Source organism: Glaciimonas sp. OK215 (assembly GCF_057787885.1).
This window is the reverse complement of sequence record NZ_CM173544.1, coordinates 3,215,682-3,231,674: the sequence shown is the minus strand read 5'-3', so window position 1 is coordinate 3,231,674 and position 15,993 is coordinate 3,215,682. Positions and strand designations below refer to the sequence as shown.

14 protein-coding genes and 1 pseudogene are annotated in these 15,993 nt (G+C 60.2%); 12 read left to right on the top strand and 3 right to left on the bottom strand.

Annotation, left to right across the window (positions count from 1 at the left end):
- Positions 1–35 precede the first annotated feature (35 nt).
- The 4 genes from AC3CHX_RS14645 (at position 36) to AC3CHX_RS14630 (ending at position 3,460) form a co-directional block, all read left to right on the top strand.
- Positions 36–998: a Bug family tripartite tricarboxylate transporter substrate binding protein gene (locus AC3CHX_RS14645; protein ID WP_488628798.1), complete on the top strand. Its 963-nt coding sequence runs from the start codon at positions 36–38 to the stop codon at positions 996–998.
- Entirely contained in the window at positions 982–1,107 is a 126-nt protein-coding gene (locus tag AC3CHX_RS14640; RefSeq protein ID WP_488628797.1) for a hypothetical protein, read from the top strand. Before AC3CHX_RS14645 ends, AC3CHX_RS14640 begins: the two co-directional genes overlap by 17 nt.
- Positions 1,104–2,177: an NAD(P)-dependent alcohol dehydrogenase gene (locus AC3CHX_RS14635; RefSeq protein ID WP_488628796.1), complete on the top strand. Its 1,074-nt coding sequence runs from the start codon at positions 1,104–1,106 to the stop codon at positions 2,175–2,177. Before AC3CHX_RS14640 ends, AC3CHX_RS14635 begins: the two co-directional genes overlap by 4 nt.
- A gap of 125 nt (positions 2,178–2,302) precedes the next feature.
- Complete coding sequence (locus AC3CHX_RS14630) at positions 2,303–3,460, top strand: CaiB/BaiF CoA transferase family protein (RefSeq protein ID WP_488628795.1); 1,158 nt, start codon at positions 2,303–2,305, stop codon at positions 3,458–3,460.
- An 11-nt stretch (positions 3,461–3,471) separates the two neighbouring features.
- Here the strand turns inward: AC3CHX_RS14630 and AC3CHX_RS14625 are convergent.
- Positions 3,472–3,850, bottom strand: a pseudogene (locus AC3CHX_RS14625) (acetyl-CoA C-acyltransferase); the annotation flags it as partial.
- Positions 3,851–4,586: 736 nt separating this feature from the next.
- On the opposite strand from AC3CHX_RS14625, the gene AC3CHX_RS14620 reads away from it, so the two are divergent.
- From AC3CHX_RS14620 to AC3CHX_RS14600, 5 genes are all read left to right on the top strand, one after another.
- On the top strand, positions 4,587–6,044 hold the full coding sequence (locus tag AC3CHX_RS14620) for an aldehyde dehydrogenase family protein (RefSeq protein WP_488628794.1): 1,458 nt from the start codon (positions 4,587–4,589) through the stop codon (positions 6,042–6,044).
- Between the two features lie 15 nt (positions 6,045–6,059).
- Entirely contained in the window at positions 6,060–7,043 is a 984-nt protein-coding gene (locus tag AC3CHX_RS14615) for an SMP-30/gluconolactonase/LRE family protein (RefSeq protein ID WP_488628793.1), read from the top strand.
- Positions 7,044–7,168: 125 nt separating this feature from the next.
- Complete coding sequence (locus tag AC3CHX_RS14610; protein ID WP_488628792.1) at positions 7,169–7,483, top strand: putative quinol monooxygenase; 315 nt, start codon at positions 7,169–7,171, stop codon at positions 7,481–7,483.
- A 180-nt stretch (positions 7,484–7,663) separates the two neighbouring features.
- Positions 7,664–8,515 (top strand): SDR family NAD(P)-dependent oxidoreductase, encoded by an 852-nt coding sequence (locus AC3CHX_RS14605; protein WP_488628791.1) that lies wholly within the window; start codon positions 7,664–7,666, stop codon positions 8,513–8,515.
- A 52-nt stretch (positions 8,516–8,567) separates the two neighbouring features.
- Positions 8,568–9,707 carry an alcohol dehydrogenase catalytic domain-containing protein gene (locus AC3CHX_RS14600; RefSeq protein ID WP_488628790.1) on the top strand — a complete coding sequence of 380 codons (1,140 nt, stop codon included), beginning with the start codon at positions 8,568–8,570 and terminating at the stop codon, positions 9,705–9,707.
- A 581-nt stretch (positions 9,708–10,288) separates the two neighbouring features.
- On the opposite strand, the gene AC3CHX_RS14595 is transcribed toward AC3CHX_RS14600, so the two are convergent.
- Positions 10,289–11,548, bottom strand: a complete 1,260-nt coding sequence (locus tag AC3CHX_RS14595; RefSeq protein ID WP_488628789.1) for an IS256 family transposase — start codon at positions 11,546–11,548, stop codon at positions 10,289–10,291.
- Positions 11,549–12,730: 1,182 nt separating this feature from the next.
- Between AC3CHX_RS14595 and AC3CHX_RS14590 the strand changes: the two genes are divergently transcribed.
- The 3 genes from AC3CHX_RS14590 to AC3CHX_RS14580 all read left to right on the top strand — a co-directional run bounded on the left by AC3CHX_RS14590 (position 12,731) and on the right by AC3CHX_RS14580 (position 14,852).
- The gene (locus tag AC3CHX_RS14590; RefSeq protein ID WP_488628788.1) at positions 12,731–13,231 is read left to right on the top strand and encodes an FAS1-like dehydratase domain-containing protein; all 501 of its coding nucleotides are present in this window, start codon (positions 12,731–12,733) and stop codon (positions 13,229–13,231) included.
- A gap of 40 nt (positions 13,232–13,271) precedes the next feature.
- Complete coding sequence (locus AC3CHX_RS14585; RefSeq protein ID WP_488628787.1) at positions 13,272–14,063, top strand: crotonase/enoyl-CoA hydratase family protein; 792 nt, start codon at positions 13,272–13,274, stop codon at positions 14,061–14,063.
- Positions 14,064–14,258: 195 nt separating this feature from the next.
- A complete protein-coding gene (locus AC3CHX_RS14580) occupies positions 14,259–14,852 on the top strand; it encodes a DUF2889 domain-containing protein (protein WP_488628786.1) in 594 nt (197 codons plus the stop codon).
- 12 nt (positions 14,853–14,864) lie between these two features.
- Here AC3CHX_RS14580 and AC3CHX_RS14575 read toward each other — a convergent pair whose 3' ends face one another.
- Complete coding sequence (locus AC3CHX_RS14575) at positions 14,865–15,953, bottom strand: IS630 family transposase (RefSeq protein WP_488628785.1); 1,089 nt, start codon at positions 15,951–15,953, stop codon at positions 14,865–14,867.
- Positions 15,954–15,993: the final 40 nt, after the last annotated feature.

Here is a 15,993-nt window from a genome sequence, read left to right as displayed (position 1 = left end):
CTCAACCCTCTATTTACAAGCAGGAGACGACATCCATGAAGACCCGAAACTTTCTGAAGGCGCTCGGCACCGCTTTGGTGTTCCCAACCACCTGCGTCCTCGCGCAGGGCGCATCGGGAAGGTCCATCCGAATGCTGGTTCCGGTATCCGCCGGCTCGTCGAATGACTTCATCACCCGCGTGATCTCGCCTGCCATGAGCCAAGTGCTCGGCCAGTCCGTCGTGATCGACAACAAGGCCGGCGCGAACGGCGCCATCGCCACCAAGGAAGTAGTGCGCGCGGCTCCGGACGGTCTCACGCTCATGTGCGCCTCGCTCTCGCCGCTCGCCGCGAACGTGGCCTTTGTGAAGAACATGCCGTACGACCCGCGGCGCGACCTCACGCCTATCGCCGCCGCGACCGTGACCAACCACGTCCTGATGGTGAAAGCCAGTTCGCCCATCCATAGCTTCGCGGAGTTCATCGCCTACGCGAAGCAGCGCCCCGGCAACGTCGGCGTCGGCTCATCGACCTCCATCGTGCAGCTGCAGATCGCCTCCATGAACAAGCTGGCCGGCATCCAGCTGTTGACTGTGCCGTACAAGGGAACGCCGGCCACGATTACGGATGTGATCGGCGGCGTGCTGGATGCGACGCTGATCGATCAGGGCAACGCAATGGCGCAGGTTAAAGGCGGGCAGTTGCGCGCACTGGCCGTTTCGTCGCTTAAGCGCAACCCGGCCACCCCGGACTGGCCCGCCATCTCCGAGACGCTGCCCGGGTTCGACTTCTCGTCCTGGATCGCCTTCGTCGGGCCCGCGGGCATGCCGCGCGAGCTGGTGAACCGCATCAGCGCGGCCATCGCGCAGGTACAGAAGCAGCCCAAGGTCGCTCAGCAGCTCAACAACCAGGGAGTGCTAACGTTGACCATGGGGCCGGACGAACTCAAGGCCTATATGGATGCCGAGGTCGCCAAGTACCTACGGCTTGCCAAGGAAGCCAATGTCCAACCTGAGTGAGACGCGCGTGAAGCAATCCGTGAGAATCGTCTTCCGAACCATGCAGGATCTGGAGGAAGTCAGCCAATTGCTCGACGCCCTCCGGGCCAAGGGCTGGCACGTCGCGTGATCACCGTCCACGCGCGCTGCACCTGCGGCCCCCACGGGCCGTTCCAGGCAACGAAGATCCAGCGGCGCGACCCCGCTCCGCGCGATGTACTGATCGACATCGCGTACGCCGGCATCTGCCATTCGGACCTCGATCACGCGTATAGCACGCGCGGCAGCAAGACCATCCACCCGCTGGTGCCGGGGCACGAGATCGCCGGGGTGATCTCTTCGGTCGGCGCTGACGTCACCCGGTTCGCTGTGGGCGACCGCGTCGGCGTCGGCACCATGGTCGATGCCTGCCGCGTGTTCAACAACTGCCGCGCCGGCCTGGAGCAGTACTGCGACGGCCGGCGCGTGCTGACCTACAACTCGACCGGCTACGACGGCGAGCCGACTTACGGCGGTTACAGCGAGAAGATCGTGGCCGACGAGGCTTTCGTGGTTCGCATCCCGGACGCCATCTGGCTCGATAGCGCCGCACACCTGCTTTGCGCAGGCATCACCTTGTATTCACCGCTGCGCCACTGGAACGTGGGGCCGGGCAAGCGGGTGGCCATCATCGGCTTCGGTGCTCTCGGGCACGTCGGCGTCCAGATGTCCCGGGCATTCGGCGCGCACACGACCGTGCTCGACCTGTCGCCCGCCAAGCGCGACGACGCACTGCACCTGGGCTCGGACGACTATCGCGTTGCCACCGACCCCGACACCTTCAGGGAGCTCGCCAACTCCTTCCATGTCATTATCTCCACGGTGCCGGTGAATGTGGACCTCGACGCGTATCTGGGGCTGCTGGCGCTGGATGGCACCCTCGTGAGCCTGGCGATTCCGGAGAAGCCGCTGAACATCTCCGCCGCGGCGCTCCTGCACAACCGGCGCTCGATCGCCGGCACGCGAGGCGGTGGCCTGCGCGAGACCCAGGCGATGCTCGACTTCTGCGCCCAACACGGCATCCGCGCGGAGGTGGAAGTGATCGACGCCGACCGCATCAATGAGGACTACCGCCGCTTGGCGGCGGGCGACGTTCGCTTCCGGTTCGTGATCGACAACAGCACACTGATATGTATTGACCCGTCAATGTCCTACGAATAAAAAAGGTTTTTCTTTCAAAACTGCGCGCCAAGCCGTGCTGCGATAGCCGACCGGGGTCGACTAAGTAGCGAGGGTATGGGCCGCTGGCCCCAATTCCATCGCCCGACCACCCAAGAGGAGAAGAGATGAATGCGTTGAAGGACATCCGGATCGTCGATTTTAGCTGGCTTCTGCCCGGCCCCTACGCCACCATGCTGTTGGCCGACATGGGCGCCGACATCAACAAGGTCGAACAACCCGGGCGCGGCGACTACGCGCGCGAGATCTTGCCCGACCAATTCGAGATGGCCAACCGCAACAAGCGCGGCATCTCGCTGGATCTGAAGCAGGCGGAAGGCAGTGAGCTGGCGCTGCGGCTGGTGGAGCAGGCCGACGTGGTGATCGAGGGCTTCCGACCGGGCGTGATGGCCAGGCTGGGGTTGGGCCACGAGGCCTTGCTGCAACGCTTTCCGCGCCTGGTTTACTGCTCCATTTCAGGCTACGGCCAGGACGGCCCTTACCGGGACTGGCCCGGCCACGACGTCGCCTACATGGGTGTGGGTGGCGGTTTCTCGATGCCGGGCGACCTTAAGCACCCGGCGGTCAAGGGCACCCTGCCGGTGGGCGACCTGTCCTCGGGCATGTTCGCCGCCTACTCCATCCTGGGCGCGTTGTTCGAGCGCCAGCAAAGCGGCAAGGGCCAATACCTGGACGTGGCCATCACTGACTGCGTGGCCGCTTGGGCCGGCGTGCGCCTGGGCAACGTGCTGTGGAACGGCGAGGCGCCGCCGAGCCGCCTCAACGCCGTCAGCCGCATTTTCGAAACGGCCGATGGCAAGCGCATCAGCCTCGCCGTCGCTGAGGACCATTTCTGGGCCTCTTTCTGCAAGGTGCTGGAACGGCCGGACTGGCTGGCTGACGAACGCCTGCGCACCCTCGACGGCCGCCGCATTCAAGCCGCCGAACTGCTGCCCGAAGTGGAGGCGGCGATAGCGAAGCGCACGGCCGCCGAATGGCTGGCGCTGTTCGCCGCCGCGGACGTGCCGGCGGCGCCGGTGCATGGCCCGATGGAGACGTTCGAAGACCCGCAGATCCGCCACCGGCAGATGTTTTGGCAGGCAGCGCCGGACGGCAGCGGCAAGCCACGCCGGGTGGTGGCGTTCCCTGTCAAGTTCAGCCGCACCGCCCCGACACTCCGCAACACGGCGCCTGCCATAGGCCAGGACACCGATGCGGTGCTGCGCGAAGCGGGCCTCGACAACGCCGAGATTGCGGGCCTGCGCTCCCGCAAGGTGGTGGCCTGACGGCCGGGGGCTCAGGTCCCCGTGCGCTCGAAGATGACGGCGATGCCCTGGCCGCCGCCGATACACATGGTGACCAGGACGTAACGGCCGCGGACTGGCTGCAGCTCGTGCAGCGCCTTGACCGTGATCAGCGCGCCGGTCGCGCCGATCGGGTGGCCGAGGGAAATGCCGGAGCCGTTGGGATTAACCTTGGCCGGATCCAGGCCAAGTTCGCGCGTTACGGCGCACGCCTGCGCGGCAAAGGCATCGTTGGGCTCCACCACGTCCAGGTCCTGCGGCCGCAACCCCGCCTTCTCCAGCACGTGCCGGGTCGCCGGCGCCGGGCCGATGCCCATGTATTTCCGCCCCACGCCGGCGGGGGGCATAGGCCGCCAGCCGCGCCATGGGCTGAAACCGCGTCGTTGATAGGCGGGTATCCGGCTTCTGGTGCTCGGGGCGACCGAGGGCACGAGTCTGTGCTACTTCGCCTACGCCTACTTCAACGCGGCGAAACCCCCGCCCGTTGCTGTTCGCCGCGCTGGTGGCGGGCGGGCTAGTGATCTCGCTAGTCATGACTTCGCTGCAAACGCTGGCGGTCACGGAAGTACCTCAGCGCCTCATGGGTCAGGCGACGGCGCTCTCGCGCGACGGCTAAGGCTTTCGGGGAACGCGGCTCGCGGTCGTCGGCGACGGCAACACGACCGTCGAAGGAGCGCTCTAAATGACCAACATTGCAAGCCACGTGACATTGGTCCACCGGCGCGACTGATTTCGCGCCGATCCGATCCCAAGTGAAGTGAGGCCCGCCATGTTTCATGGCGGGCATTCGTGTTTGCGCAGCCTTGCGTATCGCTGCTGAATCGTTCTGAAAACAAGCACGCCGAGTTCTTAAAACAGCAATTGACGTGCAGCAGGCGTGAGTCCCAAACTGCCTGTCAACCGTGAGGATACAACCTTCATGTCGGATTGGTAGCTCAGCCCACTCACAAAGCAGGAGAGCTCCTCGTACAGAAGGCGAACGCGATTCCCGGTGGTTCGATTTTTCGACCGGCGAACGCGCAGCAAACAGTCAACCTCACAAGCTGACCTTTCAGCCCGTTCATCCAATTCGTTGAGACCAAGTTTAGTCCTATGGAGAAAAGCAAACATGTCTGAGAAGCAATACCACCTCCCAAGTCACATTCATACCGGATTACTCATCAATAACGTTGATCAAGCCGGCCACGGCGATCTTCTCAAGGTCGTCTGCCCCACCACTGAAGAACTTGTGGCTGAATTTGCCGGTGCTTCCGTGCAGCAGGTGGACGAGGCCGTGGCCAGCGCGAGGGCCGCATTCGATAGCGGCGCCTGGAAAAGCGCAGCAATTCGCAAGACAGCACTACTCAAGCTGGCGGATCTCATCGAGGAAAGCCGTGACCGGCTGATGAACACCCTGATTGCCGAGGTCGGCACGCCGGTCAACCTCAAGACCAACCAAATCGATACAGCAGCCACAGTCCTGCGCTGGTTCGCCGAGGTCGGCACCCGTGACCACACCCGACAACTAGGTTTCAACTCGACCATGACCGCCGTGAGCACGGTGGCCTACCGGCCCGTGGGTGTTGTTGCCGCGATTACCGCATTCAACTATCCGATTCTGATCGCTGCCAACAAGATCGGTGCAGCCCTCGCGGTCGGTTGCACGACGGTTCTTCTGTCCTCGCCGCTGGCACCTCTTACGGTGTTGCTGCTGGGGGACCTGGTGCGTCGCGCAGGCTTCCCTCCTGGGGCAGTCAATATCCTTGCCGGTGGCGCCGACGTGGGCCGCGCTCTGACCGAGCACCCCGGCGTCGACAAGGTGAGCTTCACGGGCTCGGTCAATGTCGGGCGCCAAGTGATGCAACAGGCAGCGACCGGATTGCGCAGCGTAGTGCTGGAGCTCGGCGGAAAGTCGGCTGCGATCATGCTTCCCGGGGTGGACTTCAACAAGTACGTCTTTTCCTTGCATGCACGTTATGCGCGCAATGCTGGCCAAGGCTGCGGTTCACCCACGCGCATCCTTGTCGAAGAATCGCGTTACGAGGAATTCGTCGAGATCAGCCGCAAGGCCTATCCGCAGATCAAGGTCGGAGACCCGCGTGATCCTGAAACCATCGTCGGTCCCGTGATCACGTCGGCCCAGCGTGACCGCATCGAAGCAGGTTTGGCAAAGGCCGTCGAGCAGGGGGCGGAGATCATTGCCGGCGGAGGGCGGCCGAACATGGAAAAAGGCTGGTTCCTGAATCCTGCCCTCGTGGGCGGGTTGGACAACAAGGCCCATCTTGCCCGCACTGAGATATTCGGGCCGGTGTCGGTGGTGCTGACATATCGAACCGTGGAGGAGGCGGTCCAGATCACCAACGATTCGGAGTTGGGTCTCAAGGCCTATCTGTTCGGTGGCATGGACCAGTGTCTCAAGCTCGTGCCGGAGTTGCGGGTCGGCACTGTCCAGATCAACGGCGGCAGTCCGATCCGACCGGATGCGCCGATGACCGGTTACAAGCACAGCGGCGTCGGCTCTGAATGGGGTGAGGATGGCTTGCGGGAGTTCATGCAACCCCAGCATGTCGACTGCGCAGTGAACTGACAAGGAAACAATGCCGTGGCACCCAACAATCTAATAAAACCAGAAAGCTCTGGCGCAACGCTGTCTTACACCCGCGCAACGCGCGGACTGGTCCCCATTCCGGTCACCGAACAGGGACTTCCCACTGCAACGGCGGAGCCGTTCTTCAAGGTCTCGGACGGTCTGGTTGCCCTGGAGGGGCCGGCTTTCGACCGAAAGGGCAATCTTCTGTTTGTAGACGTCTATGGCGGAAGGATCCTTCGCCTGTCGACAGACCACAAGCTCTCGACGGTCTATACCGACAGCACGCTGGGTCCAGCAGGCATTGCCATCCACAAGGACGGGCGTATCTTCGTGGCAGGTGTCGGAAGAAATTTCACGAACGGCAGCGTCATTGCACTGGACCCCGACGGCCGCAACCTTCAGACCATAGTGGCGCCCGAAGCCGGCTACGTAATCGACGACCTGGTTTTCGATAACAACGGAGGCTTCTACTTCACGGACTTCAAGGGCACGTCGACCAGGCATAGTGGCGGCGTCTACTACGTGTCGCCTGACTACAAGACGATCACCCCGGTTTTGCCGGACATGTGCGCTGCCAATGGTGTGGCGCTCAGTCAGGACGCCAAGGTTCTGTGGGCCACCGAGTTTTGTGTGGGCCGCCTGCACCGCGCCGACCTGGAGCAACCAGGCGTCGTCGCTCCGTATGGCTCGTCGACGCCCTACCAGTTCGTCGGGCGTGCACCCGATTCGATGCGTGCCGATGCGGACGGTAACGTCTACGTCGCAATGTTCCAGCAGGGGCGGATTCTTGCCTTCAGTCCCTTTGGCATACCCATAGGCCAAATATTGCTTCCTGGTCGCGAGGAAAACCACTTCTTGAAGTGTACGAGTTTGGCTTTCGTGCCCGGCTCGCGAGAGGTGCTCATCGTCGCACGTGATGAGTTGGGGGGGCGCGGTTCCATGATCTTCTGGGCCGAGGGACTCACTCAAGGCATCACCATGTTCTCGCATCAATGAGCCCCGTAACGGGTTATTGCTAAATCCTAAACCTAAACCTAAACCTAAACCTAAACCTAAACCTAAACCTAAACCTAAACCTAAACCTAAACCTAAACCTAAACCTAAACCTAAACCTAAAGATCATGAACTCAACAGCAAAAGTTGCCGTCTTCGGCTTTCTTCGGTTTCCCCCGGAGCTGATGCCAGAAATTCTCCCTCATGCCCGTACCTTGGTTGAGACTGCTAACCAAAAGGACGGTTGTATCATGTACGAGGTTACGGTCGATCCGTTTGATGCCGGTGTCTTGCGCTTTTCCGAGTTGTGGCCCGATCAAGGTACGTTCGACAAGCATATCCACGCACCTCATTGCGCCCCCTGGCTTGCTGCCGTGCAGAAGTGCGGCTTGCTGGAGAAAAAATTCACGGTTTGTGAAATTGCAAGTACGCGGTCCCTTTGAACGTGTTCCTGGGGCCACCCCTCCCGGAAACCTCGAGGATGTGGTTCGTCTTGGGCCTGCTCCTCCCGGCGCTTTAACGCCCACCTCGGCTCCCAGCTTTTCTTGGCCCCGAATCGCGATGAGCTCAACACGCGATCTGCAATAGGAGGATTTTTGACACTTTCGAGGAGGATCCCTTAAATGGAAGAATTTCGTTTGACTGACGCGGCGCAAGCTTCAAGAGGCCCATGGTTGGACATGTCGGACCGTGTCTGCGTGGTCACTGGAGCCGGCAGCGGCATCGGTGCTGAAACTGCGCGCGAGTTAGCCGCAAGCGGCGCAGCTGTCGCAGTGCTGGACCTTAACGGAGATGCTGCAACGGCGGTGGCCGAGGAAATCAAGTGTGCCGGAGGCCGTGCAATCAGCCTGGCGGCGGACGTGACGCGTGCGGATGCGATTGCCGATGCGGCTGAGCGGGTACGGGAGGAGCTTGGTCCATGCCAGGTTCTGGTCAATAACGCAGCCCTTGTGGTCTCCGCCGGTCCGTTGATGGAGGCCGATCTGGGGCAGTGGAATCGGATGTTGGCGGTCAACGTGACGGGGGCGCTGATCTGCACGCGCACGTTTGGGCGCCAGATGATGGAGGCGAGTCGTGGTGGCAGCATCATCAACGTCGCTTCAATCTGCGGTCACCTTCCGCTGCCCCAAGGTGGCGCCTACAGCGTAGGCAAAGCTGGTCTGATGATGCTCACCCGCATGCTTGCTCTGGAACTTGCCGAGCACCGAATCCGCTGCAACTCCGTGTCCCCTGGTCTGGTGCGCACACCGTTGACGGAGTTGGCTTATAGCGACCCCGAAGTCGGTCAGGCACGGGGGCGAATGATCCCTGCCGGCCGCGTGGCCGACTCGCTGGATTTGGCAAATGTCATCACTTTCCTGGCAAGCGATCGGGCCGGCTACATCAATGGTCAGGACATCCTCGTCGATGGCGCGCTCAGCCAGACACTCATGATCCACGTTCCTAAGCCCTCGAAGCCTATGAAGGCATCCTGAAGCGGTTGCAGGGCTAATTCCGACAACAAAATTTTTATAGAAAGTCCACACAATGAAGATACTCGCAGCGGTGATGTATGAGCAGGGGCTGCCTGCACCCTACGCCCAAAGCCAGCCGTTCAGGATCGAAGAAGTCGAACTCGACGGCCCCGGCGAGTGTGAAGTGCTGGTCGAGGTCAGAGGCGCTGGCCTGTGTCACTCCGACTTGTCCGTGATCGAAGGAATGAGAAAGCGGCCGCTGCCGATCGTCGGTGGGCACGAGGGTGCCGGCATAGTGCGGGAGGTCGGACGCGGCGTCACCGGCTATAAGCCTGGCGACCATGTGACTATGGCTGCGGTTGCCGGTTGCGGCCAGTGCAGGTTCTGCCTTGCCTCTCGCCCCGGGCTTTGTCAAGCCGCGAGCGGAGCGAAGGCGGAAGGTTTGTTAAGCAATGGCGCGCGGCGGCTTAGCCTTGCCGGCGGCGGCCGACTCAACCACTATAGCGGTATCTCTGTCTATGCCCAGTATGCAGTCGTGACGCCGCAGTCGTTGATCAAGATCGACCCTGCCGTTCCGCTGGACATCGCGGCCTTGTTCGGTTGCGCGGTCGTCACGGGTGCTGGCGCGGTATTCAACAGCGCCAAGGTCAAGCCGGGCGCGTCGGTGGGAATTTTCGGCCTTGGTGGCGTCGGCCTCGCGGCAGTGATGGCGGCCCGCGAGGCGGGTGCCTCGCGGATCGTCGGCCTCGACGTGCTGCCCAGCAAGTTCGACCTGGCGCGTGCGTGCGGTGCCACAGATTGCTTTGATGCGCACGATCCGGAGACTTTGCAGAAGGTACTCGACTTGACCAACGGCGGCGTCGACCATGCGTTCGAGATCTCCGGGAATCTGGGGGCGCTCGAGATGGCACAGAAGATTACGGTACGCGGGGGCGAAGTGGTCGGCGTCGGCGTCGGCAAGTCAACGGCGACGTTCACGGTCGCACACTTGCCTTGGGTCTGCGAGGAGCGCGTTCTGCGTGGTTCTTTCATGGGTGATGGCGTGCCACAGGACGATGTCCCTCGCTACATCGACATGTACCTGCGCGGGCAACTCCCCGTAGACAAGTTGCGTAGCGCGCACATCAGTTTCAATCAGCTGAACGAAGGATTCGACCTGCTTCGCAGCGGTGGTGTCGTTCGCCAGATTCTCCTGCCCCACGGAACTGTTTGAGTGTTCACTAGTGTGTCGGCATGGTCGCGGCGGTGTCAGGGCCGACTTGGCGGAAGACCTCCGCCAGTTCCAGCCCGGTGGGGCGCACGGCGACGCATCAGAAGTGTGCCGGAAGTTTCGGATCGGGAGCGGGTTCGATCTTGGGCAGCACATCGGGCAACTGGTCGAAGGGACTGACGGTGGCGCACAGGCTGCTGCTGGCCACCTAAAGTGCTCGGAACCCGAGGGTGGGCGGGTAGCAGCAGCGCATTCCTGCGCGACCGCCCCCTCAGAACCGTGCTTTCGGAGGCCATGCCGAATCAGAATTTCACAAAATTATTTACACCCTCCCGGCCTCCTTCACGCGGGGCCGGACGCAAGGTTCGTATATATAAATATCTAAAGGAGAAAACATGACGTTAGGCACTGTGCCCCCCCAGTAAAGTACCACCCGGATCGCCCGATCTCGTGAACGATCTGGCGCGGTTTGGGGAGTGTCAGTTTTTTTGTGTGCGGGGCCTCGGAGACTTTTCCATGGCGCCGCTCGCCGCCCAATGCGCAGGGCAAGAGCGTGCGGCGCGGTGGTAAAGTCGGTGCTTATTCTATCCGATCATTCGCGTGAATCGATCGTCAAATAAGATCGCGAATTGGTTCATCGCGGTTTTCCAGTGATTCGCTGCGCGGCCCCAATCGTCCGTAATGTTCCGAAGCGCCAGCCAGATCAATTTGGTTGCCGCCTCGTCAGTGGGGAAATGGCCGCGCGTCTTGAGGATTTTTCGTAGCCTCGCATTCACGCTCTCGATTGCGTTGGTAGTGTAGATCACGCGCCGCACCTCAGGCGGAAAGGCGAAGAACGGAATCACATGGGTCCAGGCGCGCCGCCAACTGGCGACAACGGTCGGGAACCGCTGCCCCCATGGCCCCGCCTCGAAGGCGTCCAACTCGGCCGCCGCGGCCTCTGCCCCCGGCGCCGTGTAGATGGGCTTAATGGCCGCCGCCAGCGCTTTGCGGTCCTTCCAGCTGGCATAGTCCAGACTGTTGCGGATCAGGTGCACGATGCAGGTCTGCAGCGTGGTAGCCGGGTACACCGCGCCCAGCGCCTCGGGCATACCCTTCAGGCCGTCGGTGACGGCAATCAGAATGTCGCCCAGGCCACGCGTCTTGAGGTCGGTGAAGACCTTCATCCAGAACTTCGCCCCCTCCGTGTTCTCGATCCATAGCCCCAGGATGTCGCGCGTGCCGTCCGGCAGCACGCCCAGCGCCAGGTAGATCGCCTTGTTGCGCACCACGCCTTCCTCGCGAATCTTGACGCGCAGCGCGTCAAAGAACACCACCGGATACATCGGTTCGAGCGGCCGCGTCTGCCATGCCGTGACCTCGGCCATGACCGCATCGGTGACTTTGCTGATCAGGTCTGGACTGACATCGACCGCGTACATTTCCTGTAAATGCGCCTGCACTTCACGCACCGTCAGGCCGCGCGCATACAAGGCGATGATCTTGTCGTCGAAGCCGGTGAAGCGCCGCTCATGCTTGCCCACAATCTGCGGCTCGAAAGCGCCGTGCCGGTCGCGCGGCACCTCAATGCGCAACGGTCCTTCGTCGGTCAAGACTGTCTTGCCGCTGCTGCCATTGCGGTGGTTCGCCGATCCGGCCGGTTTGTCGGCACCCGGCGCATAGCCCAGGTGATGTGTCATTTCGGCACCCAGCACCCGTTCAAGGATCGCTTTCTTGAATTTCCTCATCGCCGCGTCGACCGACTCGGCCGTCATCGGGCCGGTCACAAACTGGTCAAGCAATTCCGATGGGATCTCGGGCAATGTGGCGTCAACTGCGCCGTCGTTCTTTTTCTTGCGTGGCATTCATGGTCCTTTTAATTGCTGACATGATATGCCCTACACACAAAATTTCTGACAGTCTCGCGGTTTGCGGGCGACCATCGATGTCGCGCGGCTCGACCCCGCTATCATCAAAGCCATCAAGGCCAACATCCCCCTGGATGGATGACGTGGTTATCCGGATTTGGCCATGCGGCCAGCAGGGTAGGGAACTCATATTCGGCGTAATCCAACATTTTGCTCTCCAAGAAGGTTAATACAGGCAAAGCCCTCGCCACATTTACTCTACGCCTGCTCTAATGCACATTTATTCCTATTGCCAATGCTTCCAGTTGGCGCTATGAGCTCATTTTTCGATTACCACAATTCACGCTCTATCTGTTTCTGATCCGGCAATGGGCTACGAGTGAGGTATCGATTCCTCAACCAGTTCCGTACTTGCTGCTTATTTGGGCTACTTATCTTGTCCATAGCTATCTCTTTTCTAAAAATCAATTGAAAAAAGTGCAAATTTATCCACAGATGCGCGTTTAGTAATCAACAGACTCGCTCTTTTGACTGTCGGTCTACATAGTCCATCGACGTCGCGCATACCAGCATCTCGTTGTACGGCCACGTGAAAACGTCCATCAATGTGGAGTGTATAGAGCGATATTGATTGATGGAGCCGTTCCGGCAGGTTGCCAATTCGTATATAGCTGCTGTCGCTGTTACGTCCTGAATGAAAATGCCGTTGTCGAATCAGCTATCTGTTCCATTAACCGCGCATGGCCCCTGACCGCCATATTGCTCTGGAAAACGTAGTCCGTTCCATCCACTATCAGAAAACGCTCGATAAATCTCTTTAAAACCTTCCGCTGTTACACCTATGGAGTGTTCCTATTTTGCTCCTTGAGTGCCGCCGGCACGATTGATCAGGTCGATTCTCTCTTTTATCGAATTTCCTAGCTTTTTTAGCGATAGCGCGTGCTGTGTCGCTATCAAGTTCGAAGCCGCATTGTTGCTCCTGCTGGCGCTGCGTAATATCACATCCAAATGGAGTCGTGCCGGGCACGACTGGGAAATGGCCATGAATCAGTTTGCCATTCTGGAGCTAGCTAATAACTATCGTTCCCGCGGGGGGGGGCTTGACACACGCCAACTGCCGGGTTACTGTTAGGTCGTTTATATGAATATTTATACGTATATACGGACAAAATTTAATTTATGAACGAGCCTGCAGTCATAAACAATGAGCTCGCCCGGGGGAAGTTCACCGACAAGATGCTCGCGGAGATGCGCGCCCTGTTCGGCACCGAGCTGCGCACCGATACATGCGTAAACAACGAGTACGCAACCCGGTTGGCGATTCTCCGGTTCGCCGAAGGCATCGGTGACTACAACCCTCTGTGGATGGACGCAGCGTATGCTGAACAGTCCCCGCACCGAACCGTGATCGCGCCGCCGATCTTCATCTTCGTCTGCCTGGGCTTTGTCCAAGTAGGCTGGAAGGGCCACGCGGGCTTCCATTGCGAAACCAAGCTGACTTTCAACCGGCCCATCTGCGCCGGCGACAAGATCAAGGCGAGCCTCATCTCCGATGATGTCGACTTCGAGCGCGCTGTTGTGGATGGCGTTCAGGACGCGCTACGAAACTGCGGACGGGTGTGCGGAGGGCTAACCGGCGATGCCGATCGGGTTCGCACAAGATTATTTTGTTTAAGTTAATCCAATATCACTGCCAAATTTTTCCCGGAGAAGCAATAACATGTCGGATTTTCTGATCTACGAGCAAGACGGCCCCCTAGTCACCTTAACGATGAATCAGCCGGAGCAACGCAACCCGCTGACCGGCAACAGTGCGATACCTGAGTTTCTTGATGCCATCGACCGCATCCATGACGACCGGCAGGTTAGGTGTGTAATTCTCACCGGTAACGGTCCCTCGTTCTGTGCCGGCGGCGACATCCGCGAAATGAAGCGGCAGGCCACTCCCGATGTGAGTGAGATGGAGATCCGCCACGAGTACCGGCGCGGTATCCAGCGGTTGACGTTGAGTCTGTTTAATCTCGAGGTGCCAGTGATTGCTGCCGTCAACGGCCATGCCATTGGCGCGGGGCTTGACCTTGCTTGCATGTGCGATATCCGCATCGCTTCCGAGAAGGCCAAGTTTGCAGAGAGCTTTATCAAGTTGGGCATCGTTCCTGGCGACGGCGGCGCCTGGCTCCTGCCGCGTATCGTAGGCATGTCTCGCGCAGCCGAACTTGCTTTCACTGGTGACATGATCGACGCTCAGCAGGCGTTAGCTTGGGACTTGGTCTCGCGCGTTGTGGTACACGACCAACTGATCACGTCGGCCCGGGAGTTGGCGGGCCGCATTACGCAGCACGCCTCCCACGGCGTGCGCCTGACCAAGCGCCTGATGCGCGAGTCTATTCACTCACGTTTGGATACGGTCCTAGAGCTCTCTGCTGTGTTTCAGGCCATCTCGCACAAGACGCCGGATCACAGCGAGGCGGTGAACGCCTTCCTCGAGAAGCGCGTTCCTCGTTTCAACTGACCGGTTGTGGCGAACGCTGTGTGCCCGCCACTGGCACCTTTGTGGTGGAATGTAAAACTAATTCAGTTTGCCTGACTTTCAGTGCAACTGGGGCATGTGGTCGCCGGCTGCTGATTTCGTAACGGCTTGGCGCTTGGCTTTCATCGCTCGTACGAAGCGATATTGAGAACGACGTGCTTAGGAGGTACATGCAAAATGCGACAGAAAGACGAAAATCTCTCCATTTTTCCGATCGCACCTGATGTCACGAGGGAGGAAGTACACTTCCGTCGCATCGACATGCGAGGTTTCCGGCGTAGCGACGGACTTTTCGAGGTTGAGAGCCGCCTAACCGACCGCAAACCATACGACTTTACGCCAGCCTGTGGCGGCCGGCCGGTGGCTGCTCAAGAGCCGATTCACGACATGGGGGTGCGACTCGTGTTCGATGATCAGATGCAGGTGCATGGCGTACAGACTTTCACTGACGCCGCGCCCTACACCGAATGCCCTGAGGGCGGCCGTGCGCTGCAATCCCTCATAGGGTTACGGATGACCAGCGGCTGGAACAAGGAGGTGCGCGCTAGGCTTAGCGGGGCGCGGAGCTGTAATCACCTAATGGAACTCCTGACGCCGCTAGCTACGGTTGCATTCCAGTCGCTAAGTGTGCTGCGCAGAAGCCGCCCGGAGCGCTTGGGTACCGGCAATCGGCCGCTGAGAGTCGACATGTGCTACGCGTATGGCGCTGAACGGGAGTTGGTGCGGCGATACTGGCCGCAGTTCTATCGGCTCGCGCCGCTGACAGAATAAGTAGCATTAACGCTAGTGTCCTGAGTCATTAATTCGTGTACAAAAACGACCGACCGATTCGATGATTTGATCAGCGGTCTTATGCCAAACGAAAGGAGTCGGGTTTTGGTTATAAACAGCAAGGTAATCACGGATGGCACGTTCAAGTTCGATCGTGCTACGGTGCGACCCACGCTTGATCTGACGCTCGGTGAGCAATGCAAACCAGCGTTCCACGAGGTTGAGCCAGGATCCGGAAGTCGGAGTGAAATGCAAGTGGAAACGAGGATGGCGCGCAAACCACGCGCGCACCGACGAGGTTTTGTGCGTACCGTAATTGTCCATGACCAGATGAACGGCCAAGTCGGCCGGCACATTTTGCTCGATGGTACGCAAGAATTTCAGGAACTCCGTAGCACGATGGCGCCGATGCAATTGGCCCATGACTTGGCCGGTGGCCAGATCCAATGCGGCGAACAGCGTGGTCGTACCATGCAGCACATAGTCATGGCTGCGCCGCTCGGCCACGCCAAACGACAACGGCAGAAGCGGCTGCGTGCGGTCCAGCGTCTGGATCTGCGATTTCTCATCGACGCACAGCACGACCGCGCGTGCGGGTGGCGCCAGATACAGACCGACGATGTCACGCACCTTGTCGATAAACAGCGGATCGGTGGACAGCTTGAATGTTTCTTGGCGATGCGGCTGCAAGCCGAATGCGCGCCAGATACGCGTCACCGCAGTCTGATTGAGGCGCGCCGCCTTCGCCATTTGCCGCGTGCTCCAATGCGTTGCATCGGCCGGCCTGCTCTCGAGGGTCAAGGCAATGATCTCTTCAACCTTCGCATCGCTGATCTTGCGAGGCTGCCCGGGACGGGGTGCGTCCAGCAAACCATCAAGCCGCAGGTCGACGAAGCGCTGCCGCCATTTGCCCACGGTTTGCGGCGTCACATGCAAGCGGTTGGCGACGTCCCTGTTCAACGCGCCGTCAGCGCATGCCAGCACAATGCGCGCACGCAACGCCAGCGCCTGCGCGCTCTTGCGGCGTCGCGTCCATTCGACCAAGCGGTTGTTCTCTTCGTCCGTCAACGTCAGCTCCAGCAGCCGTCTTCCTCGTCCCATCTCGATCTCTCCTGTGTCAGTTCGAGAATGAGACAAATAC

What these genes read in the sequence shown, in the direction of transcription:
- AC3CHX_RS14605 (WP_488628791.1), top strand. Translation starts at nt 7,664, where the DNA reads ATGGAAGAATTTCGTTTGACTGACGCGGCGCAAGCTTCAAGAGGCCCA.
- AC3CHX_RS14585 (WP_488628787.1), top strand. Translation starts at nt 13,272, where the DNA reads ATGTCGGATTTTCTGATCTACGAGCAAGACGGCCCCCTAGTCACCTTA.
- AC3CHX_RS14610 (WP_488628792.1), top strand. Translation starts at nt 7,169, where the DNA reads ATGAACTCAACAGCAAAAGTTGCCGTCTTCGGCTTTCTTCGGTTTCCC.
- AC3CHX_RS14575 (WP_488628785.1), bottom strand. Translation starts at nt 15,953, where the DNA reads ATGGGACGAGGAAGACGGCTGCTGGAGCTGACGTTGACGGACGAAGAG.
- AC3CHX_RS14645 (WP_488628798.1), top strand. Translation starts at nt 36, where the DNA reads ATGAAGACCCGAAACTTTCTGAAGGCGCTCGGCACCGCTTTGGTGTTC.
- AC3CHX_RS14620 (WP_488628794.1), top strand. Translation starts at nt 4,587, where the DNA reads ATGTCTGAGAAGCAATACCACCTCCCAAGTCACATTCATACCGGATTA.
- AC3CHX_RS14630 (WP_488628795.1), top strand. Translation starts at nt 2,303, where the DNA reads ATGAATGCGTTGAAGGACATCCGGATCGTCGATTTTAGCTGGCTTCTG.
- AC3CHX_RS14595 (WP_488628789.1), bottom strand. Translation starts at nt 11,548, where the DNA reads ATGCCACGCAAGAAAAAGAACGACGGCGCAGTTGACGCCACATTGCCC.
- AC3CHX_RS14580 (WP_488628786.1), top strand. Translation starts at nt 14,259, where the DNA reads ATGCGACAGAAAGACGAAAATCTCTCCATTTTTCCGATCGCACCTGAT.
- AC3CHX_RS14600 (WP_488628790.1), top strand. Translation starts at nt 8,568, where the DNA reads ATGAAGATACTCGCAGCGGTGATGTATGAGCAGGGGCTGCCTGCACCC.
- AC3CHX_RS14640 (WP_488628797.1), top strand. Translation starts at nt 982, where the DNA reads ATGTCCAACCTGAGTGAGACGCGCGTGAAGCAATCCGTGAGAATCGTC.
- AC3CHX_RS14590 (WP_488628788.1), top strand. Translation starts at nt 12,731, where the DNA reads ATGAACGAGCCTGCAGTCATAAACAATGAGCTCGCCCGGGGGAAGTTC.